General features: G+C 47.5%; 19 protein-coding genes and 1 riboswitch. Of the genes, 11 read left to right on the top strand and 8 right to left on the bottom strand.

The genetic code is table 11. The features are described 5' to 3' along the window. Window positions 1-62: 62 nt before the first annotated feature. Window positions 63-338: a hypothetical protein gene (locus PKOR_RS14120; RefSeq protein ID WP_046311560.1), complete on the bottom strand. Its 276-nt coding sequence runs from the start codon at window positions 336-338 to the stop codon at window positions 63-65. A gap of 222 nt (window positions 339-560) precedes the next feature. Here PKOR_RS14120 and PKOR_RS14115 point away from each other — a divergent pair, with 222 nt between their 5' ends. Together PKOR_RS14115 and PKOR_RS14110 are read left to right on the top strand one after the other, a co-directional pair. Beyond that, on the top strand, window positions 561-1,679 hold the full coding sequence (locus PKOR_RS14115) for an SGNH/GDSL hydrolase family protein (RefSeq protein ID WP_052738867.1): 1,119 nt from the start codon (window positions 561-563) through the stop codon (window positions 1,677-1,679). Window positions 1,680-1,872: 193 nt separating this feature from the next. Then, window positions 1,873-2,943 (top strand): DUF748 domain-containing protein, encoded by a 1,071-nt coding sequence (locus PKOR_RS14110; protein WP_046311558.1) that lies wholly within the window; start codon window positions 1,873-1,875, stop codon window positions 2,941-2,943. A 134-nt stretch (window positions 2,944-3,077) separates the two neighbouring features. Here the strand turns inward: PKOR_RS14110 and PKOR_RS14105 are convergent, their stop codons facing one another. Beyond that, on the bottom strand, window positions 3,078-4,736 hold the full coding sequence (locus PKOR_RS14105) for a carboxylesterase/lipase family protein (RefSeq protein WP_046311557.1): 1,659 nt from the start codon (window positions 4,734-4,736) through the stop codon (window positions 3,078-3,080). Window positions 4,737-4,859: 123 nt separating this feature from the next. On the opposite strand from PKOR_RS14105, the gene PKOR_RS14100 reads away from it, so the two are divergent. Beyond that, window positions 4,860-5,609 (top strand): NUDIX hydrolase, encoded by a 750-nt coding sequence (locus PKOR_RS14100; RefSeq protein WP_046311555.1) that lies wholly within the window; start codon window positions 4,860-4,862, stop codon window positions 5,607-5,609. 90 nt (window positions 5,610-5,699) lie between these two features. Here the strand turns inward: PKOR_RS14100 and PKOR_RS14095 are convergent, their stop codons facing one another. Continuing rightward, window positions 5,700-5,882 (bottom strand): DUF1059 domain-containing protein, encoded by a 183-nt coding sequence (locus tag PKOR_RS14095; protein ID WP_046311554.1) that lies wholly within the window; start codon window positions 5,880-5,882, stop codon window positions 5,700-5,702. A 271-nt stretch (window positions 5,883-6,153) separates the two neighbouring features. Here PKOR_RS14095 and PKOR_RS14090 point away from each other — a divergent pair, with 271 nt between their 5' ends. From PKOR_RS14090 to PKOR_RS14080, 3 genes are all read left to right on the top strand, one after another. Further along, a complete protein-coding gene (locus PKOR_RS14090) occupies window positions 6,154-6,867 on the top strand; it encodes a hypothetical protein (RefSeq protein ID WP_046311552.1) in 714 nt (237 codons plus the stop codon). A 106-nt stretch (window positions 6,868-6,973) separates the two neighbouring features. Then, entirely contained in the window at window positions 6,974-8,041 is a 1,068-nt protein-coding gene (locus PKOR_RS14085; RefSeq protein WP_052738866.1) for a proline iminopeptidase-family hydrolase, read from the top strand. Window positions 8,042-8,188: 147 nt separating this feature from the next. Further along, on the top strand, window positions 8,189-8,548 hold the full coding sequence (locus PKOR_RS14080; RefSeq protein ID WP_046311550.1) for a hypothetical protein: 360 nt from the start codon (window positions 8,189-8,191) through the stop codon (window positions 8,546-8,548). A 37-nt stretch (window positions 8,549-8,585) separates the two neighbouring features. On the opposite strand, the gene PKOR_RS14075 is transcribed toward PKOR_RS14080, so the two are convergent. The 4 genes from PKOR_RS14075 to PKOR_RS14060 all read right to left on the bottom strand — a co-directional run bounded on the left by PKOR_RS14075 (window position 8,586) and on the right by PKOR_RS14060 (window position 12,843). Further along, the gene (locus tag PKOR_RS14075; RefSeq protein ID WP_046311548.1) at window positions 8,586-9,455 is read right to left on the bottom strand and encodes an aldo/keto reductase; all 870 of its coding nucleotides are present in this window, start codon (window positions 9,453-9,455) and stop codon (window positions 8,586-8,588) included. Between the two features lie 100 nt (window positions 9,456-9,555). Beyond that, the gene (locus PKOR_RS14070; RefSeq protein ID WP_046311547.1) at window positions 9,556-10,929 is read right to left on the bottom strand and encodes an HTTM domain-containing protein; all 1,374 of its coding nucleotides are present in this window, start codon (window positions 10,927-10,929) and stop codon (window positions 9,556-9,558) included. Between the two features lie 265 nt (window positions 10,930-11,194). Next, on the bottom strand, window positions 11,195-11,674 hold the full coding sequence (locus tag PKOR_RS14065; protein WP_046311545.1) for a hypothetical protein: 480 nt from the start codon (window positions 11,672-11,674) through the stop codon (window positions 11,195-11,197). A gap of 11 nt (window positions 11,675-11,685) precedes the next feature. Then, a complete protein-coding gene (locus tag PKOR_RS14060; protein WP_046311543.1) occupies window positions 11,686-12,843 on the bottom strand; it encodes a zinc-dependent alcohol dehydrogenase in 1,158 nt (385 codons plus the stop codon). Window positions 12,844-13,302: 459 nt separating this feature from the next. On the opposite strand from PKOR_RS14060, the gene PKOR_RS14055 reads away from it, so the two are divergent. Together PKOR_RS14055 and PKOR_RS14050 are read left to right on the top strand one after the other, a co-directional pair. After that, a complete protein-coding gene (locus PKOR_RS14055; RefSeq protein WP_235336412.1) occupies window positions 13,303-14,691 on the top strand; it encodes an erythromycin esterase family protein in 1,389 nt (462 codons plus the stop codon). Window positions 14,692-14,811: 120 nt separating this feature from the next. Continuing rightward, complete coding sequence (locus PKOR_RS14050; RefSeq protein WP_046311542.1) at window positions 14,812-15,954, top strand: MFS transporter; 1,143 nt, start codon at window positions 14,812-14,814, stop codon at window positions 15,952-15,954. A gap of 93 nt (window positions 15,955-16,047) precedes the next feature. Here the strand turns inward: PKOR_RS14050 and ggt are convergent, their stop codons facing one another. Beyond that, complete coding sequence (ggt, locus tag PKOR_RS14045; RefSeq protein WP_148561812.1) at window positions 16,048-17,640, bottom strand: gamma-glutamyltransferase; 1,593 nt, start codon at window positions 17,638-17,640, stop codon at window positions 16,048-16,050. 322 nt (window positions 17,641-17,962) lie between these two features. Between ggt and PKOR_RS14040 the strand changes: the two genes are divergently transcribed. From PKOR_RS14040 to PKOR_RS14030, 3 genes are all read left to right on the top strand, one after another. Continuing rightward, window positions 17,963-18,970, top strand: a complete 1,008-nt coding sequence (locus PKOR_RS14040; protein WP_046311541.1) for an amidoligase family protein — start codon at window positions 17,963-17,965, stop codon at window positions 18,968-18,970. Then, window positions 18,955-19,881, top strand: a complete 927-nt coding sequence (locus tag PKOR_RS14035; RefSeq protein WP_046311540.1) for a gamma-glutamyl-gamma-aminobutyrate hydrolase family protein — start codon at window positions 18,955-18,957, stop codon at window positions 19,879-19,881. The genes PKOR_RS14040 and PKOR_RS14035 overlap by 16 nt, the downstream gene beginning before the upstream one ends. A 141-nt stretch (window positions 19,882-20,022) precedes the next feature. Then, window positions 20,023-20,125: riboswitch (SAM riboswitch) on the top strand. Between the two features lie 343 nt (window positions 20,126-20,468). Further along, a complete protein-coding gene (locus PKOR_RS14030; RefSeq protein WP_046311539.1) occupies window positions 20,469-21,452 on the top strand; it encodes an ATP-grasp domain-containing protein in 984 nt (327 codons plus the stop codon). Window position 21,453 lies beyond the last annotated feature (1 nt).

The following is a 21,453-nucleotide window of genomic DNA, read 5'->3' as shown; positions in this document are numbered from 1 at the left end:
GTTTACGCTTGACACTGCAATCTCGCATTGGCTAACTACTGCTGCTGCTTCCTAGCAGGTGCTTATCTCCCTATATCGCACTTGAAGTACTCCTCATCATAGCCGGGAGCGGGCTTATCATCAATTCTGACAATCCTGTCGAGGCGTATCTCCTCTCCTGTCGATAGTATCAGGTACTCCTCCTCTCCTCTTGTCACCAACTCTTTTAGAGTACCGAACCGGGTAATAAATTCGTGGATATCAGTAAAGAACTGTAGCCTGGCACCTACCCTTTTGGCTACTAATTGCTCTAGTTCGCTATGAAAGGCTGGATCTATGGGTTTATATGCTTTGCTCATGTTTTCTGTTTACTTATACTTTAACGGCAAAGTAACCTAATTGGCTCGGCTAAAGCTATACCGGCACTCATCATACCTTACAGCCTAGAATATTCCTCCGCCCTACCCCTGTAGTGCCTATGCCAATAAGGTGTGAGGTGCCAAAAGCAGTATAGAGGGATTGTTATATTCAGGATTTAGAAGCATCTTGTAGTAGTATAAAAGTACCTGAATCAGAAATATATGATCATAAAACCCACGCACTTGTTAGCCGCCTTTGGCCTGTTTTGCCTGAGCTGCACTTCCACCCAAAAAGGTACTGAGCAAGCTACTGAACTTCCTGCAACTGCCCTGCAGGCTTATGGACGCTATCAGCTTACTGATGTACAACAACTGGAGCTAATCAGTTCGGCAGTACATTTTGGGTTTAGCTTCGAAGGTAAAGAAGCTCGTGTTTTTGCTTCCGTTCCAGATGGCTATTCGCATGGCTATTTGCAGTATGAGCTGGATGGAGAATACCAGGAAAGAGTAAAGATAACAGGTAACTCAGCTGGCCCACTTGTTATAACTGCCCCGACAGAAGGCAAACACACTGTCTGGATCTATAAAGCCACCGAGGCACATACAGGGCCTATACTTATTGAAAAAGTAGCAGGTGAAAACCTGCAGGCACTGCAAAGGCCTGAAGCTCCTATGATAGAATTTATAGGCAACAGTATTACCTGTGGCGCTGCTGCCGACCCATCGGAAGTAGCCTGTGGTGCTGGAGAATACCACGATCAGCACAATGCTTACATGGCGTATGCCCCCCGGATAGCCCGCGCACTTGATGTGAACTATGTACTCAGCAGTGTGAGCGGAATTGGAGCTTACCGTAACTGGAACAGCAACGGTCCTACCATGCCAGAGGTGTATGGTAAGGTAGATTTCCAGGCAAACACTTCAAAGCAATGGGACTTCAGCACCTTTACGCCACAGGTAGTAAGTATAGCGCTGGGCACGAACGACTTCAGTAACGGCGACGGTAAAAAAGAGAGGCTGCCTTTCGATAGTGCGAGCTTTGTAAACAGCTATATCAAGTTTGTGCACCAGGTAAAATCAAAGTACCCGCAGGCCCGCATCGCGCTTCTGAGCAGTCCCATGTTGAATGGCAGTAGCAGACAAAAACTGGAGAACTGCCTTACAGCCATCAAAACAAACGTAGATGCTGCTAGTCCCTCTGATGAGCCTGTAGCCTTGCATTTCTTTCAGCCAATCCAGGCAAGAGGCTGTACAGGGCACCCTAGCGTAGAAGACCATGCCATACTGGCACAGGAGCTAGAGCCGTTTTTTAAAGAGTTGCTCACACCACAGCTAAAGTAAGGCTGCTTATTTTTGCAACGTTAAACCGGGCCGTTCTCCTTGCAGGAAAGCGGCTCGTTTTTTTATTAGCGCCCAAGCAGCCAAAATCATTACTAGCAACAGCCCAGCAGCGTATTATACAGGAGCCTGAGCACCGGAAAGTATAACAAGATGGTTTTGCACCGTATACTAATTGCTTTACCTGATTTGAGCTATGGTTTTAAAGAAGTCATATACAACAGCAGCAGCCGTTATTCTATTGCTGATAGCTTTTAGGATAGCGCTCCCTTACATTGTAGAAGATTATGTAAACAGGACGCTGAATGCTCTTCCGGGCTACAAAGGGCATGTAGAAGATGTTGATTTGAGCCTGTACCGGGGAGCTTACAGAATAGAAGGCCTGATACTGGAAGAAGAAGGAGGCAACCCTAAGTATCCTTTTCTGAAAATAGCTGAATCCGACCTGTCAATTGAGTGGAAATCTCTTTTTAAAGGAAAGGTTGTGGGAGAGGTAATCATGAGACAGCCCCAGTTAAACATGGTTGAGGCAAAGCCTAACGCAGCACCCACAGAAGAACCTACCAAAGAACACTGGACCGAGGTTGTAAAAGACCTGATGCCCATTACCATTAACCGCTTTATAGTTAATAACGGCAAATTGGCTTACCTCGACTTTAACAAAAAACCTTCGATAGACCTGCACATAAGCGATATGCAGATGGTAGCGCTGAACCTGGCTAATGTTGAAGATGCAGGCAATGAACTTCCCTCTACTGTGCGGCTTACCGGTACATCGGTAGGTGGCGGAGCCTTAGAAGGAAGTATGAAAGCAAACCTGCTTAAGGAGATTCCTGACTTTGACATGACGGCCCAGCTCACCAGTGTAGACCTGACCAGCATCAACGATTTTATAAAAGCCTACGGTAAGTTTGATGTGGAAAGAGGAAGAATGGACCTGTACAGCGAGCTTAAGCTAATGGACGGGCAACTGAATGGATACGTAAAGCCCTTCTTTGAAAATGTGAAGGTGCTTAACTGGGAAAAGGATAAGCAAGAAGACGGCTTTTTCAGGGCTGCCTGGGAGGCTGTAGCTGGTTTATTTACTGAGGCTGCAGAAAACCAGAAACGGGATCAAATAGCCACACAGGTGCCTATAGAGGGAAACATCAACCAACCTGATACCGATGCCACAGCGACTTTCCTGAACATTCTGCGGCACGCTTTTATCAAAGCCTTCAACAAGGGAATAGAAGCAGAAGCATCAGCAGGACAGGGAAAAGAATAAGCTGCTTTACTTTATAAATAGGCTTTATCCGAACCAAAAAAAGAAAGGATCTGCAGAGAGGAAAACTCACTCTTTGCGGATCCTTTTATACTTCTGCTAATTAGCCAAGGCTACATTTTGGAATAACTTACTTTCTACTTCTTGTGCAGTTTATCAAGTGTCTCATAACGGGCACGGTCTTGCACTGGCTTAGCCTCGGTATGTACATCGATGTGCAGTACTTGTGCCTTCTCCCCTTTATTAAGTGCTGGCCAGGTCGGAAGTCCTTTGCCGTTCGGATCACCGGTTTTGATAAAGTTGGCAAAGTAGTTTTGCATCACTTCCGATACTTTGTAGTCATCCGGTGTCCAGGCATATACTTTGTTTGTAGCGAGGTTTCCCATGGCATACTCAATCTCTGCAGAGTGCACCGCCCCTTTGGCCTGTGGCATTTTAATGGCCTTCGGGTCATCCTCTTTCACAACTCCGCCAGCCAGACCAGGAGAAGCATTACCCATTTCAGGCACCATTGGCGGGCGAGGGCGGGAATAAAGGTATCGGTAAACAGGCTGGCTGCTTGTCTTATTGTGCAGGTCTATCCATTTCCAGGTACTGTAGGCGATAAAACGGTCCCCGGCCAGATCAGCGGCTGCCTGTAGTACCTCCTCTTCCGTGGAGGCAGGGTAAACTTGCAGAACCTCCTCGGCTTTGTCTCCATACAGGCGCTTTAGCGCTTTTCTGTAGTTCTCTACCGTTGGCTTTTCATTTCCCAGTACAGCCATATAGGTCATTTCTTCGGAGTTCCAGCCAGCCAGCAGCGGCACTTTTGCCTGCTCACCCGCAGCAAAAATAGCAACAGGTGCCTTTGGGAAGAGATAACCATCGATAGTCGGCATAAAGCGTCCTATTCCCGGTTTGGCAGAGGCCTCCAGGAGCTGCTGCGCAGGTATGGCACGAAGCGCATCTAAGGAGTTTGCACCAAGGCTATTGGCAAATTTCACCCCGTTCTGCTCTGCTTCTGCCAGCGGAATAGGATCCAAAGCAGAGTTAACCAAGGCACCACTCTCTCCAATGGCTCCTGCAATTAAGTTCTTGGACAATGGGCTTGCCATCTGTGCACTTACTGAGATAGAGCCTGCCGACTCCCCTGCTATAGTTACCTTGGAAGGGTCTCCGCCAAAGGCGGCAATATTCTCCTTCACCCAGCGCAGGGCAGCATTCTGATCCAGGTAGCCATAGTTGCCTGAGGAGTTGTGCGGCGATTCTTTGGTAAGCTCAGGGTGCGCAAAGAAACCAAACGCACCCAGGCGGTAATTCACCGTAAGCGTTACGATACCTTTTTTGGCCATACTTTCTCCGTCATACCGTGGCTCAGATCCATCCCCTGCCACAAAACCTCCTCCATAGAAGTATACCAGCACCGGCAGCTTCTCATTCTCCGATTTGGCCGGTGTCCATACGTTTAGGTATAGGCAATCCTCACTCACACCATCGGACCGGAAGTTCATATCGCCAAAAATCGGGAGCTGCATGGCACGTGGCCCAAAGTTTTTGGCATTGCGCACACCTTTCCAGTTTGCCACCGGTTGTGGCTCTCGCCAGCGCAGGTCACCTACGGGAGGTGCGGCAAAAGGTATTCCTTTAAAAGAGCGTATGCCGCTTTTTTCTAGGCTGCCCTCCACTATACCGTTTACTGTCTTGGCCTGGTTAGCTGCCAGCTTACCAGTAGACTTTGCTTTTTTCTGGGCATAGGTGGCTGGTAACAGCTGCATGCTCAGTAGCAAAAAAAGAAAGAGCGTTTTTAGGTGTTGCATAAATTAGTCCGGTCGTTTCAGGTTGATCTTACGTGGAAATATTTTTATAATGATAGAAAGTTTTATTATTATGTCAAAATAACATAATGAAGGCTTTTACCATACCCGATAGTTTATAATCAAGTGGCGCAACAACCTACAGACATACCATTTTCATTCCCGTTCCTGTCTGAGCTTACGTTGGACTGCGTTATACTGGCTTTTCATGAGGATAAGCTAAAAGTGTTGCTCCTGCGCTTACGCCAAACACAGGATTGGAGCTTACCTGGTGGACTTATACGCAAAGATGAGGGAGTGGATGAAGCTGCTTGCCGTACCCTAAAAGAGCGTACAGGTTTAGAGCATATATTTCTGCAGCAGTTTAAGGTGTTTGGACAGGTAAAGCGTTATGATAAGGAAGAAATAAAAGAAAAGTTAAAGCATCTGGTAGCCCCGGAGAAATGGTTTGATCGTGCTGTATCTGTAGGTTACTATGCGCTGGTAGATTATGCAAAGGTTACTCCTGCTCCTGATGCTTTGGCTGATGAATGCCGCTGGTGGGATGTGCAGAGCTTACCGTCACTGCTGTTCGATCATCAACACATCATTCAGGTAGCACGCCAGTCGCTACGAATTCAGCTCAACTGGCAACCTATAGGCTACAACCTGCTGCCGGAGGAATTTACCATGCCTGAGTTACAGCGCCTGTATGAGACTATACTTGGCAGAGCCTTGGATCCACGCAACTTTCAGCGTAAAATGTTGGGTTTGGGCATTCTAGATCGCTTAGGTATACGCCGAAAAGGAGGCGCACATAAAGCTCCTTATTTGTACAGGTTCAACAAAGGGCACTACGATGCTGTGCTGAAAGAAGGAAACATGTTTTTCACATAAACTTCTGTCCGCATTAAAAGACAAAGCTGGAAAAGGATGCACCTGGCTTCAACTCCTATTCCAGCTCACAGGCAGCTAAAGAAACACAAACTATCGCTGCTTTCCGTCTTCCTTGATCAGCGGTTTTAGCTGTGCTGCAAGTTCAGGGGTGACAGTTACGCCATGTACCTCTTTTGCGTGTTTGCCTGCCTGCTCCAATACTTCCTGATCAGAGTTTCCCCGTACTACACCATCACAGTCGAACCCGGCATCTCGGCATTTTAAAGTCTTCATGATGAACAATGGTTTTGGTTAGAGATAGAGTAAAGGTGAGGATATACCTCATAGATAATAGTACGAATCCAATTTGTACTTAGGTTTAAACTTTACAATATATCTTTCCAGACAAGGTCACTTAGGCTCAACACTTTACAACTTAGCTATACTTACAACCTCTCTATACAGAGACGCTACTTAAATCATGTTTGCGTACTACTAAGTTTCTGTTGCTTTTACGAACTTGCCAACCTGCCCTCTACAGGCTGAAAAACACTACCTGTTACACATGAACCGATTTTTACCTACCGATAAGTCAGCCGAATTACTGCATCGTATCCAGCAGGCTTCATTGCCTACGCAATATGATTATGAAAAACACCGGCTGACATTGCTAGATAAAGACGGGAATGAGCAAATCTCCTTTCGGCTTCCGTTAACAGTGCCTGCACCAGGTACAGCTAAGCCTAAGGAGCAGGTAAATTATGTGATCCTGCTAATACAGTCAGGTAATTGTGCCATTGGCTATTTCGAAAACGGCGTTAACCTTAATCATAAAGTCTTCCGCTCCTATATGGTCCGGAAAAAGCAAGGCAAGAGCCAGATCAAGTATCTTAAAACCAAAGGAAAGTCCCGTGCAGGCTCCAGGGTGCGCCTAGGCGAAACAGTAGAGTTTTTCGAAAACATCAACGGCAGACTGCAGGAATACTTCGAAGAACACGATATCCACCGCATTGCCATAAGTTGTTCTAAAACGCTTCTACCCTACCTGTACAGCTCCAAGGTTGCTACCCCTTTTACCAAAAATGATCCGCGCTTGTACAGGATACCCAAGCACATCCACACACCCATTTATGAGGTCTTGCTGGATGCGAATAGATTCCTGCTGCGGGGTGAGCTGATTTTTGAAGAGGATCAGCAAGCACTGGTAGACGACCTGCTGGGCGATGAACCTGGATTTGGAGAATTGGGGGACGGCTACGATGATGAATGGGACTGGTAAACATTGGACACCTGCTTTCTTCACAGACACATAACTGCCATTTTGATACTGTTGTAAAACGTCTATATTTACTAAAGTATCTCCCTTTCCTTTAACCGACTAAACCATGAAACTATCAACAGCATCCGCGGCACTTCTGGCTATACTTTTAACACAAGGTTGTTCAGCTCCTGCAGACTCCACGGCAGTATCAAACGAACAAACCACTACTTCTTATCTGGACTATTCTGGCCGTGAGGATGAATTGAGTGGAGGTGCCAGGATGATCAAAATCAACACACCAAAAGGTGAGTTTAATGTCTGGACCAAGCGCGTTGGCAACAACCCTACCATGAAGGTGCTCTTACTGCATGGCGGCCCGGGAGGCACACACGAGGCTTTTGAATGCTTTGACAGTTACTTTCCGAAAGCGGGAATAGAATATTACTACTACGACCAGCTTGGCTCCCACTACAGCGACCAACCTGCCGATACCAGCCTCTGGAACATTGAGCGTTTTGTGGAGGAGGTTGAGCAGGTACGACAGGCATTGGGTCTGAATAAAGACAACTTTTACCTGCTCGGCCACTCCTGGGGAGGTATACTGGCAACAGAATATGCGTTAAAGCACCAGGACAAACTGAAGGGCCTGATTATTTCTAACATGATGTCAAGCGTTCCTGCTTATAACCAGTATGCTGAAGAGGTACTAGGACCGCAGATGCCACCTGCTGTACTTTCAGAAATAAAGCAGATTGAGGCTAAAAGCGATTTTTCGAACCCGCGCTATATGGAGCTGTTACTGCCCAACTTTTACACAAAACACGCTCTGCGCATGCCTTTAGAGCAATGGCCTGACCCAGTTAACAGAATGTTCAACCACATGAACCAAACGGTGTATGTGCAAATGCAAGGGCCCAGCGAGTTTGGTATAAGAGGAAATGCTTCGCTGAGAAACTGGGACCGTTCCGCCGATCTTCCTAAAATCCAGGTGCCAACCCTTACCATAGGTGGCCAGCACGACACCATGGACCCGGAGCATATGAAATGGATGGCCAGCCAGCTACCGCAGGGCCGCTACCTGCACTGCCCGGAAGGGAGCCACATGGCTATGTATGACGACCAGAAAACATACTTTAACGGCTTAGTGAAGTTTGTTAAAGATGTTGATAGCAAAGCTATGGTGAAAGAATAACAGTAAAGCAGAGCATGTGAAAAGGGAGAAGTCTGTTCAGCCCTCTCCCTTAGTTTTTATAAAGCTCCTGGCATTCGCTCTTTAAATAATTAACGTATCTCCGACTCTATACTGTTTGTATGCGTAAGTAGACCCAAAAAAGAGAGAATGGAAGATCAGAATAAAAGAGACATGACAGTGTTTCACCAGATTTGTGAGGTGAATGAGCTAGACCCAAATGCAATCACAGAGAAGGCAAAAGAGCGCTTTCCGGAGAAGTTTGAAAACGGCCCGAACGTAGAAAGGCTGATCTGGACAGCACTGAACCACCGTGCCGGTGCCCTGATCCAGGACCTAGACCAAAGCGCCGACTCCGATGGTGATAAAGCTGCTTATAGTATAGATGGTGACCCGGCTGCACCAGGATTTGTGGTGAACGAAGAAAACATCCGCAGCCAGTATAGCCCTGAGGTAGCCGAAAAGATCATTGATGCACTCGGCCAGGTGCAAATGCCTATCAGGGCTTAGACTAGGCTCACCAGTTCTAAGCTAGCCTACAGGTAGGCTATTCATCCTTCCTTAGCTTTTCCAGCTCCTCCATGTCTTCTCCGGAGAGTAATATGGAGGCAGCTTTATAGTTTTCTTCCAGGTGTTTTACCTTAGATGTGCCCGGAATCAGGAGAATGTTCGGCGACTTGTGCAGTAGCCAGCTTAGGGCTACCTGGTAAGGAGAGGCATTATGCTTCTGTGCCACCTTGTTCAGTGGCTCCAGTTCATCTATGTTTCCTGCATTGATAGGGTTCCAGGGGATAAAGGCCATGTCCTGCTGCTCGCAGTACTCCAGCTCATTCTCCCACTTGCGGAAATCCACGCTATACTTGTTCTGGACTGAAACTACCTTTACATACTCCTGTGCCTTCTTTATCTGGTCTACATCCACTTCTGAGAGGCCAATATGTTTAACTAGCCCTTCTTCCTGTACCTGCTGTAGAAACTCCAGCGTTTTTTCGTAAGGCACCTCCGGGTCTACCCGGTGCAACTGGTAGAGGTCTATCCTATCGAGTCTAAGGCGCTTCAGGCTTCCTTCCAGGGCGCGGCGCAGGTGGTCTGGGTGCGCGTTAATTGGCCATTGGTTCGGGCCTGTGCGTGTTAAACCGCCTTTCGTAGCAATTACCAGCCCCTCCGGATAAGGATAAAGTGCCTCTGCAATCAGCTCCTCCGACACATCTGGTCCGTAGCTGTCTGCAGTGTCGATAAAATCGATACCTAGCTCTACTGTTCTCCTCAAGACACGAACTGCTTCCTCTCTGTCTTTTGGTGGCCCCCAGATGCCTTCGCCAGTTATGCGCATGGCACCGTAGCCCATTCTGTTTACAGTAAGGTCGCCGCCAATCGTGAAAGTTCTTTGAAAGGTAGGTGTTGTTGTTTCTGCCATGATACTCTTAAGTTTGTTTTCAGTTAACTTGTTGTATCTACGACAGGTCAGGCAGGCAGTTTACTATTTCAGCAGAAAGGCTCCTGGCCAATACACGTCGTTACTCTTTTGTCTCCGCCTCCGAGAGCACCCGTTTTACCCAGGGCCAGCCATCTGCAACAGGTCGTGGCGTTACCCAATTTTTAGCACCCCAAGTATAAGGCAAAGCGGCTAAATCTACAGTAGGGTCTACTATTGGGTACCTTGGGTAGCCGTTTAAGCTAAGGCTAGAGTGAGCGTATACCTCAGGGCTAACCATACCTTGTTTTTTATACTCCTCCTTCAGAAACTGGGCAAACTGCCAGATCATGTCAGGGTGCTTGTGCAGCTCTTTTAGCTGCTCCTTTACCAGGTATACTTTCGGCCACACAATTTCAGACCGTTGGGTGGCCGCATCACGCACAGTAAAGTACACGTTGCCACTCTTTGTGCGCAGCATCATGCGCCACGAAAAACGGTGGCCTTCCTCGGTCCAGTTCACATCTCCGGGAATAAAGAAGTGCCGAAGCGGAAACAGCAACTGCCATCCCAGGTAAAGTATAAAGAACTGCACGCCCAGGCGCCTCTGCCATGTTGGTTGCTTCAGAGGCTGGCTTTCCAAGCTTACAGGCGATATTTCTTTCCGGAAGAACCAACGGGCAATCTGCTCCGGGGTAAAAAAGAGCACATTGGCTGCAATCATAAAGTATGGGAACACTCCTACATGGAAAACAGCAGAGTTGAAAATATGAAAGGCAAAGGCTAACCAGAAGGCCGCCATACGCGTGCGGGGCCACAGCAAAGCAAAGCCAATCAGCAAGTCAAACACCACGCCTCCCCAACTGATCATCCAGATCATAAAAGGCGTGTTCAAGTATGGTCCAATGATGTAATAGTGGGTCTTATGCGACATCCAGATACTCACTGACTTTGCTGCCATCCAGTCGGGCTGGATTTTGGCAATGCCGGCGTAGAAATATACGATCAGGAGCTGCACCCTGAAAAGCCAAAGTGTCCACTGTGGCGCCACATCATTTTCTAAATCAGGTTGCCGCCTTACATCCAGAGAAAGCTTCCGGTGCGCAGGTAACAGCACCATCAGCCCGCTTACCAGAAAAATAAGGTAGTGATGATTGAGGTAGTGCGTTTTTTCACTGAAAAAACTGTAGCCAAAAAGCAGAAAGAAGATAAATGAGGATATTTTGTAGCGCCAGCCCACCATAATCATAGCTCCCAGCATTGCCATTAGCAGGTACAGGTACACCATACCACTGCCTGGCAGCGGCTTAATCCACTCCAGCCCAATGTACCCGAAGTGGTAGGAAGGTGCCACATAATGGTCCTGCACCCATCCTATCAGCACGGCTCCCACGCCTTCACAAAACATCAACAAACCGAACAGGATACGGAAGTAAACCAGCGGATATATTGATATGGGCTTCAGGAGCTGTTGCATACTGGTTCTTGCTCTAAATAAAATACACCTTAACTATACGTTTTTGAAGGATACTGGCACCATAAACTGCACACGTACAAGTATACAAATTCTACCAGACGAAATAGCTTTGTTTACAATTCTTTTACAGTAATTAAGGTACAGCAACAGGTGTGTAAAAATGTATCAGAGTGGCTTTAGAGCTCATACAAGAAGAAAGGGTGCCCTAAAAAGAGCACCCTTTCCTTTAAAATATTAAGCCTGAGTATGTCTAAGGCAAAAGCCTCTACTTTCTTCGAAACCAGGCAACAGCAGCTGTGGTTATGACAGCCGCAACAGCTACACTCTGAAGCAAGCCCATGCGGTCATACTTCCACTGTGCTTTCATACCTCTTTCGGCAAAGATGTTAGGGATATGCCCACTCTTCAGGTCTTCTATGATTCCCTCTACAACGTCTACACGGTCTGCGAGCACCAGCGGTAGCCAGTGAGCAAAGCTCCCCTCGCCATACTTAAATGCATAGCGCCGGATCATACCACTCAGGCCTCTTGGCGGCGCAGATGTCCCAAAAACAGCTGTCACGTTTGGCCGCTCAATCGAGTGTAGTACTTCAATGTTTACTGGTTGCAGAGGTGGGCGGTCCCAATTGTAACCTTCATGGTTTTCGTTGGAGCGCTTCCTCATCGGGTAGGTCGGATCGTTTTTAGGATCCGCGTCTATTCCCCACCCGTTTATTGTATTATAATCTACAGGTCTGTTTTCCATAATAATGTTTTTTATATTCTGGCTGATGGTGGAATAAGAACCGGCTTGATACAGTTATCCAGTTTATCGGAGAAAATACGGTAGGCATCTGCTACCTCTTCCAGCGGCACACGGTGCGTGATAAGCGACTTTGGCTTGATGATTCCGTTTTGCACATGCTCAATCATCTTCGGCAGCAAGCGCTTCACAGACGCCTGATTTCCTCGGATTGTCAAACCTTTGTTCAGGGCATTGCCTATCGGCACAAGGTTAGCCGTAGGGCCATATACGCCTACTACAGATACAACGCCACCTTTCTTGGCAGAGTTGATAGCCCACTGTAAGGCTGTGGCAGAACCTGCCTGCATCAGTGTCTTTCTACCGGTAAAGGTCTGTAAGGCACTACCGGCTGCTTCAGCTCCAACGGCATCAATCACTACATCCGCACCAAGTGAGTCGGTGGTTCTTTTCACGAACACCACCGGGTCTTCTATCGACATAAAGTTGTAGGCTTCGCACTGGGCATAATTTCTAACAAACTCCAGGCGGTACTCCTCCTTATCGAAAACAATTACACGGCCTGCCCCGAAGAGCCAGGCACATCTGGCTGCCATTATTCCTACAGGTCCGGCTCCGAAAACCACCACGGTATCGCCTTTCTGAATGCCACCCATTTCAGCTGCCTGGTAACCTGTTGGCACCACGTCTGTCAGCAACACCGCATCATCCGGATCCATACCTGCTGGTATAACTGTTGGCCCTACATCGGCATAAGGTACACGTACATATTCTGCTTGTCCGCCATTATAGCCACCTGCTATGTGTGAGTAGCCAAATATACCGCCAACTGCTGTGGCCTGTGGGTTAGCTTCGTGGCAGTTACCGTATAGCTCCTGCTTACAGAACGTACACTTGCCGCAGGCAATGTTGAAGGGCACAATTACCTGATCCCCTACTTTCAGCTTATGTACATCCGAGCCTATCTCTTCTACTACACCTATAAATTCATGGCCAAAGGTTTCTCCAACACGGGTATCAGGCACATTTCCGTTGTACAGGTGCAGGTCGGAGCCACAAATACAAGAGCGGGTAACCCGAACAATCGCATCCTGTGGATGCAGGATCTCGGGCATGGGTTTATTTCGGTCTAAGCGGACCCGCTGAGGCCCCCTATAAGTCATTGCCAGCATATTAAGTTTTTTTCTAGTTAATGTGGAACATAAGGTAGCGTTGCGTACTATTCTTGGATTCCTTCTTTTACAAAAGCATCCTGAATGGGTATTATTCGCGTGTAAATAAATACTTGTCTAAACAATCAAGGTTTCAAATATTGTACTTACTCAATACATACCTATACTTATATAGTGCTATCTTAAAAGCAAAGAAAGCCGTTTCTGTGCTGTAGAGGCAGAAAGTAATGCTCCTGAGCCTTGCACTGTGGGAGCAGGCAGAGGTGCAAGTCGTGGCACTAGCTGCAGTATGAATTATGGAACTGATTGCTATACCTCCATTCCTCCGCGGGTTATCAGGCAGTTACTGTTACTGAATAAGTTGATGTGTTGGGCATTACCTGCAGAAGCACTCGCAACTAAGCATGCGCCAGTAAAGTAAACTTTAGGGAAATTACCGGATGGTGCTGTATGAATAACATGAATGAAAGAAGTGTCGCATTTTTATGTCTGTTGTGGCTGTGGGTTCTTCCAATGGTAAGCTGCAAAGATGCGCCGGCACAGCAGAGGCAGAGGGCTGATAAGGCCATAACCCTTACTATACCCAACTACCCTCTGCAAACCGAACAAGACCTGGATGTGCTTTTGCAAGAGATCGGTGACGCGCGTATTGTGCTTTTAGGAGAAGCATCTCATGGCACATCGGAATATTATACCTGGCGCGCAGCCATCACCAAGCGGCTCATACAGGAAAAGGGTTTTGACTTTATTGCAGTTGAAGGCGAGTGGGCTGATTCTTACAGGGTGAACCAGTTTATCAAGGGAGAAGCTCAGGATAGTGCGGCCGCCGTAAACCTACTAAAACAGTATAACAGATGGCCTACCTGGATGTGGGGAAATTACGAGGTAGCCTCTTTGGTTACCTGGCTTAACCAATATAACCAGACTGTGATCAATACCTCCAAGATAGGTTTCTTTGGTCTGGATGTATACTGCCTTTGGGAGTCGATGACAGAGCTGATGCCCTATATACAGCAGAACCCTTCGCTGGTGAAAGCGGCCCAAGAGGTGCACCAGTGTTTTCAGCCTTATAGTGCCGATGCCATGCAGTACGCGCAGGCTGTAGCCAACGCTGACGCTAATTGCAGAGCTGAAACTAACCGGCTCTGGAGAGAAGTACAGAAACTGAGCAAAACCAGTGGAGAAGCCAAAAGTGAGGAGCAGTTTGTGGCAGAGCAGAATGCCTTGGTTGCCTATAACGGAGAGCGATACTACCGCACAGCCGTGAGTAGCAACACCGCCTCCTGGAACATAAGGGACCAACACATGACGCAGACCCTGCAGCGCCTGCTAAGCTTTTATGGACCAGGCTCCAAGGCTATTGTTTGGGAGCACAATACCCATGTAGGTGACGCCCGCTACACCGACATGGCAAGCCAGGGTGAAGTGAATGTGGGCCAACTGGTACGGAAAGAGTATGGAGAGGAAAATGTTTTTATAGTTGGTTTCGGGTCTTACAGCGGCACTGTGATAGCAGCCGGAGGCTGGGGTGCTCCTATCAAGAGCATACAAATGCCACCTGCCACAGAAGGTAGCTGGGAGCAGATCCTACATCAACTTAGCCCAACCAACAAGATTATACTTTCGAAGGACCTCCAGGATCAAAAGCACCTGAAGCGGCCGATAGGCCACAGGGCCATTGGCGTAGTGTATAATCCGGAGCTGGAGCATTTAGGCAATTATGTGCCCTCCATCATACCCAAGCGCTATGATGCCTTCCTGTACATTGACAAAACGAATGCCCTCCATCCTATTGAAGAGATTTCAGTACGAAACGAGCCACCAGACCTTTACCCGTGGGGGACTTGATCTGGCACTACCCCATCTGACATCATGAGTTTATTACTACCTCCTAAGCAGGCTTAAATAAAAGTTAACACCTGTTGAGGAAATATTATGCGCATCTTTGCGCCCCAGTAAAGGACTACCATGCAATTAATAAATAAACAAAGGATTTCACTTAGTGTATACTTCTTCCTGGCCGGTTTCAATTTTTCCAGCTGGGCCTCCCGTATTCCTACCATCAAGAATGCTCTTGACCTGAATGAGGCGGAGTTGGGCAGCGTTCTGCTGACCATGCCCGTCAGCTCACTGATTGGTTTACCCTTATCCGGCTGGCTGGTGTCTAAATTAGAAACCAGGATACCCTTGTCCGTTGCTTTTCTAATAAACTCTGTATGCCTGCTGTTTATCGCTTTGGCCAACTCAGTCTTTGCCCTGGTGGTAACTTTATTCCTGTTCTCCCTGAGTATGCGCATCTTTAACATTGCGGTGAATACACAGGCCATTACTTTACAGAAACAGTATGACAGGAAGATAAACGGGTCATTTCACGGCTTGTGGAGCACAGGAGGTATTGTTGGTGTAGCCTTTACCACGCTGCTTGTTTCCCTAAATGTGGGCATGCTTCCTCACCTGCTAACTGTATCTATCATTACAGTGCTTACAGGGTTGGCTTCTTACCGCTTCCTGCTCCGAAACGACCGCTCCACTTCTGGCAATAAGCTAGCCTTCGGAAAACCTGACCCCTACATCTTGTACCTGGGACTCCTGGTGTTTTTTGCTGCAGTCTGCGAGGGTGGTATGTTCGACTGGAGTGGCATTTACTTTCAGCAAGTGGTAAATGAGGAGGTTTTTACTGCCGGCTACCTGACCTTTATGTCTTTTATGGCATTCTCCAGGTTTGTATCGGATCGTATAGTTGATCGAATAGGTATGGCTACCACGTATATGCTAAGCGCATTACTGATCTTTTCTGGCATCACTATTTCCATCATTTTCCCAAGCTTCTGGCCTGCCATGATCGGCTTCTCCCTTGTTGGCTTTGGTACTGCCTCTGTTATACCCATGACTTATACTTTGGCCGGAGCCTCACAGAAGTACTCACCAGGTATCGCTATCTCTATTATTGCCACTTTTGGTATTGTAGGGATGCTGATTGGTCCGCCTATGATTGGCTTTCTGGCACATGCTTTCAACCTGAAGGTTTCATTTGTAGCATTTGCTTTGGCAGGTATCATGCTAATCCCGATCTCAAAGCTGTTCTTCAGGCTGCAGCAGTCTTATGCATAGGCTGCTCTGAAAACTACTGGTCATACTTTTTAAATATTCAGCCCCACCAAATGTAGGTTTGGTGGGGCTGAATATTTAAAATCACTTCACTACCTAAAAACCTGCTGCTGCATCGTCTCCTCTAGGATCAGCGCCACCCTCCAGTTTGCCGTCCGGTAACACCAAAATACCCGCGGCTCTTCCAATACCACCGGTTTTTGGAGCTATCTTATGGCCCTTTAACCATAGTCCTAAGCCAGTGCCAGCACCCAGTGCCCCCCATTCTGACAAGATCCAGTCAGGCTTCCATTGGTGGTGGAAACGCCCTGCACTTATAGCACCCTGCATGGTGTGCCCATGCCTGGTAACGTTTAGGATAATCTGGTAGACTGTAGTGATGATGGTTGAACCGCCCATACTTCCCACCACCATATACAGTTCTCCATCCTTTTCCAGAATAGTTGGTGTCATGGAGCTTAACATACGTTTGCCAGGTGCTATGGCGTTAGCTTCCTCTCCTATTAAGCCATAACTGTTAGGGTGGCCAGGTTTCACACTAAAGTCATCCATTTCATTGTTGAGCAGGAAGCCTGCTCCGCCTACAAACACTTTGGAGCCAAAGCTGCTGTTCAGGGTAGTAGTTACAGAAATAGCGTTACCCTGCGCATCCACAATAGAATAATGGGTGGTGTTAGGACTTTCGGGCGGTGCCGGAACTCCTGCCGATACAGTATCGCTGTCGGTTGCCTTTTCTAAGGAAATACCTGTCATCCTGCTACTGATATAGGCAGTATCCAACAGCCCTTCCACAGGAACATCATAAAAATCAGGGTCTCCTAAATGCTGCGCACGATCGGCATATACCCTTCTCTCGGCTTCTACCATCAGGTGTGCCGATTTTACCGTATTCCATCCCCACTCCTCCAGAGGATATTCTTCAGCTATAGTGAGTAACTGTATCAGAGCGATGCCACCGCTGGATGGTGGAGGCATCGAAACAACATTATACTCTCCTACCTGCTGCGTAATTGGGTCACGCCAAGCAGCACGGTAGGCTGCCAAGTCTTGCTTGCTGATGATACCGCCGCCGCGCTCCATCTCTGCCACTATCAGGTCTGCCGTTGGGCCTCCGTAAAATCCTGCACGTCCATTGTCCCTTATCAACCCCAGGACACGCGCCAGGTCTGGCAACCGAAGAATATCTCCCTCCTGCCAGTTGTCTTTAAGTATAAACTCAGGCCTTTGGGTACTGTACGTTATGAAATCCTTACGCTGCTCGTTAAGCTTTTTAGCTTCTTTCTGGGTAAGGGGGAATCCTTTTGCGGCAAGCTCAACAGACGGTTGCACCAGTTCATGCCAAGGCATGCTGCCATACTTTTCATGCAGCTGCACCATGCCGTCTACCGTGCCTGGTACACCAGCAGCCAAATGCCCCTTCAGGCTTAGGCCCTCAATTACCTGCCCTTCCTCATTCAGGTACATGTCCCGGTGTGCTGCGGCAGGAGCTTTTTCACGGTAATCCAGCGCGTCCACTGTTCCATCCTGCTGCCGCAAAACAAGGAATCCACCACCTCCAATATTTCCGGCATCCGGATACACAACGGCCAGCGCAAACTGCACGGCAACAGCTGCATCTACTGCATTCCCACCTCGCCTCATCACTTCTGCACCCACTTCCGAGGCCAGCGGATGTGCCGACACCACCATCGCCTGCTCCGTTACGAAGCCCCTCTCCTTCAGGTTAGGGCTGGCACATCCCAGCAGGCTTAAAAAAACAATAAAAACTGAAATTCTTCTGAGTATCAAAATAGCATATATGGTTTACAGACATGTCTTTACCCATTTGTAGCAAGGCAGGTTATCCTACATGCTCATTCTGGCAGTGGTAGAGCCAAAAATCAAACCTCTGCGGAACGTACAGAGCAAGAGTTTAAAAAGCCTAGCATAGCTTTCTCCTCCGGCTAAAACCTTAAATCATAACTGAATCTGGTATTTGACGTTTTAACTTAAACATTAGAATCTTTAATCTATGCAATTTAAGCAACCACCTATCCTGCATAACGAAAATGGAGAGGCCCGAACAGTGGGATTCGAGTTGGAATATACTAATGTGGGTGTTGAGGAGTCAGCACAGCTTATACAAGATCTTTACGGGGGCGAAATAGAGAAAAAGAACAGGTTTAAGCAGAAAGTAAAAGGAACATCGCTCGGCGATTTTACTGTGGAGTTCGACTTAACGCTACTCACGGAGAAGCGCTACAAAAGTGTGTTCGAAACTTTCAATATTCATATAGAAGATGTTAAACTAGGTTCGGGTACGCTAGAGGATGAGGTAGAAGAAACGTTGAGTAGTATCATATCGAAGGTGATTCCCAATGAGATTGCCTGCCCCCCTGTGCCTTGCACTAAACTGGACCAATTGGAAAAACTTAGAAAAGCTCTTTACGACCGCCGTGCGGAAGGAACAGAATCATTTATTACCAATGCATTTGGCACCCATATTAATGTAGAGGTACCTGCTGCCGACGTCGAAACTATACTTACCTACTTACGCGCTTTTCTTCTGCTTTACCCGTGGTTGCTGCAGAAAGGCAAGACTGACCTGGCTCGTAAAATGAGCCCGTTTATAAACCCATACCCTACCGAGTATGTGGAGCTGGCATTAAATACTTCTTACCACCCAGATCTATCTGAGCTTATACAAGATTATCATGTATATAACCCGGACCGCAACCGCCCATTAGACTTGTACCCGTTGTTTGCTGCCTTAAGAAACGATTTGCTGGAAAGCTACTCTGATATAGGCAAGGTGAAGGCTCGGAAAACTTTCCATTACAGGCTTCCCAACAGCTCCGTTGCGCAGCCCGACTGGACACTGGCCCAGGAATGGAACAACTGGGTATTCATAGAAGAACTAGCTTACAACCGGGAAAAAGTGCACCAACTTTGCCAGGAGTACATCGCCTTGAAAGAAGACACCCTTGTCGGATTCGAGAGCAGATGGATTAAAAGAACAGAACAATGGCTAACCTACTAAAGCAAAAGTATAAGATAGACCGCAACAGACCTACCATCGGTATAACGGGACCTGACAAGGGAGGAGGCGCTGCCTGGTTCTTCACCGCCCTGTCGGTATTGCTTGCTGGTGGATGGCCTGTTCGTATCACTCCTTCCAGACCTCGTACTGCAGACGGCCTGCAGGCCCTGATTATAGGCGGCGGTGCCGATGTGGATCCCAGCACTTATGAGCAGGAACATGTGATAGATGATTACCTGCAACAAACGCTAAGGCAGCCCAACAAAAACATTTTCCGACGCGTGGGCCGATTCGTCCGGTGGGTGTGGTATCCGGCAGTCTTTTTTGTGCGCAAGCTCATGAGCCGGAAGCTGTCTTTTGGCCTGGACCGTGAACGTGACCACCTGGAGTTTCAGCTGCTGGACCAGGCCACAAAAAAAGGACTTCCGGTTATGGGCATTTGCCGCGGAGCCCAACTAATGAACGTATACTTCCGGGGAACGCTTTACCGAAGTATAAACTCATTTTACATGGAGGAACCTAATCCTGCGAGTGTGTTTCCTGTGAAGAAAGTGCACATAAAGCCGGGAAGTAAGTTGGAGCGCGTATTAGGAACACAACAATTAGAGGTAAATGCGCTGCATAACCAGGCTGTGAAAGAGCCTGGTCAAGCAATCGACATAGTTGCCCGTGAACCAAACCAGGTAGTGCAAGGCATAGAACATACCGTGCAGGATTTCATGATTGGCGTGCAATGGCACCCTGAATACCTGCCACAGAGCAAATTACACCGCAGGCTGTTCAAAGCACTGGTGCAACAGGCCAAAGGAGTTAACCAGCAGATAGAAGAACAGGATATGCAGGCAGCCCTGGCCGAACCAAGAGCCGAAGCCTTGAAAGAAATAGAAGAGGCATCAATAAAGCAGGAGTAAAAGCCATAATTACTTTTTCATTTAGAGTGAATTTTGGCTTAACAAGATTGATGTAGCTACATTTTTTTTCCTCACATTTGGAAATAAAAAATTCTGCTTGCAACTTTGCAACCGTAAAGTCATAATACCTACACCGTATTTGATTTATAAAGAAGAAGGGAGAGAACAGGCTCTAAGAACTTCTAGCAACCAGTTACTAAACCAGGTGCTAATTCCTGCCTAAAAAATTTAGGGGATATAAATTGGTTAACATGAAAATCTCAGCTTACAACCTTACGGGTAACTTACAAAACCGAATTACATCACTTTCTTTCGGTTCATCTTCTATCTATTCTCATACTTGTTGTTGCTGTTGTTGCTAGCCCGGCTGCAAGAGCTGTTGTCGCAATAATTCTATTTAGGCCATAACACCTCTTACACGTAGCCCCAAGGGATAGCTTTGTCTTTTTTGCACTTGCTGCAGAAAGATCCTAACAATGCTACACCCTGAGCCCCAAGCATTTTAGTAGCCTGTTTCCTGCCAGGTTGATGCTGCAGGAAGTCCTTAAGAACCCTTATAAACTCATTTATACTTTAAACTCAGACTTATGTCGACTAATCAATCAGAAAGACCAATAGCTATATTTCATGAGCACCAGGAGTGGTTCCGCCCTTTGTTTAACGAGCTTGATGCTCGTGGCATCGCTTTTGAGCGCCTGAATGCAGCAGAACATACTTATGACCTTGCTTCTCCGGAGCAGAACTACAGCCTGTTCTTCAACCGCATGAGCCCTTCTGCTTACCTGCGCAACAACGAGCAAGGCATTTTCTATACTTTAAACCTGCTGGCACACCTGGAGGCAAAAGGTGTAACCGTCATTAATGGTTACAAAGCATTCCAGTACGAAACTTCGAAAGCACTGCAAATGTCACTGCTGGAGAAACTGGGTCTGCCTTACCCGAAAGCCCGCGTAATCAACCATGCTTCGCAGGCTGTAAAGGCTGCTGAAGGACTTCGCTTCCCTATCGTGGTAAAAGCCAACATTGGTGGTAGCGGTGCAGGTATTACTCGTTTCGACTCTCAGGAGGAGTTAGCACTGGCTGTAACCTCTGGTCAAATAGCCTTAGGTATAGACCACACTGCCCTGGTACAGGAGTTTATTCCTGCTCGTGGTGGCCACATTAACCGTGTGGAGACTCTGGGAGGCAAGTTTCTGTATGCCATCAAGGTTTATACTTCCGGCGAAAGCTTTAACCTCTGCCCTGCCGACATCTGCCAGACTACCGGTGGTAAAGAACTGGTACGGAACGCATGTGCTATCGATGCTCCTAAGAACGGCATGAAAGTAGAAGCCTTTACACCTGAGCAGGAAGTAATTGACGCTATTGAGCGCATTGTGCAGGAAGCTGGCATCGACGTTGGAGGCATTGAGTATACTGTAGATGACCGTGACGGCCAGATCTACTACTACGATGTGAATGCCCTTTCTAACTTCGTGGCTGATGCTGTTAATGTGATCGGCTTTAACCCCCACGCTAAACTTGTTGACTTCCTTGCAGAGAAAGCTCAGCTAAAGAAGGAGGAGGTATAAG

The organism is Pontibacter korlensis, from assembly GCF_000973725.1.
Taxonomy (GTDB): Bacteria; Bacteroidota; Bacteroidia; order Cytophagales; family Hymenobacteraceae; genus Pontibacter; species Pontibacter korlensis.
This window is presented reverse-complemented; position numbering and strand designations above follow the sequence as displayed.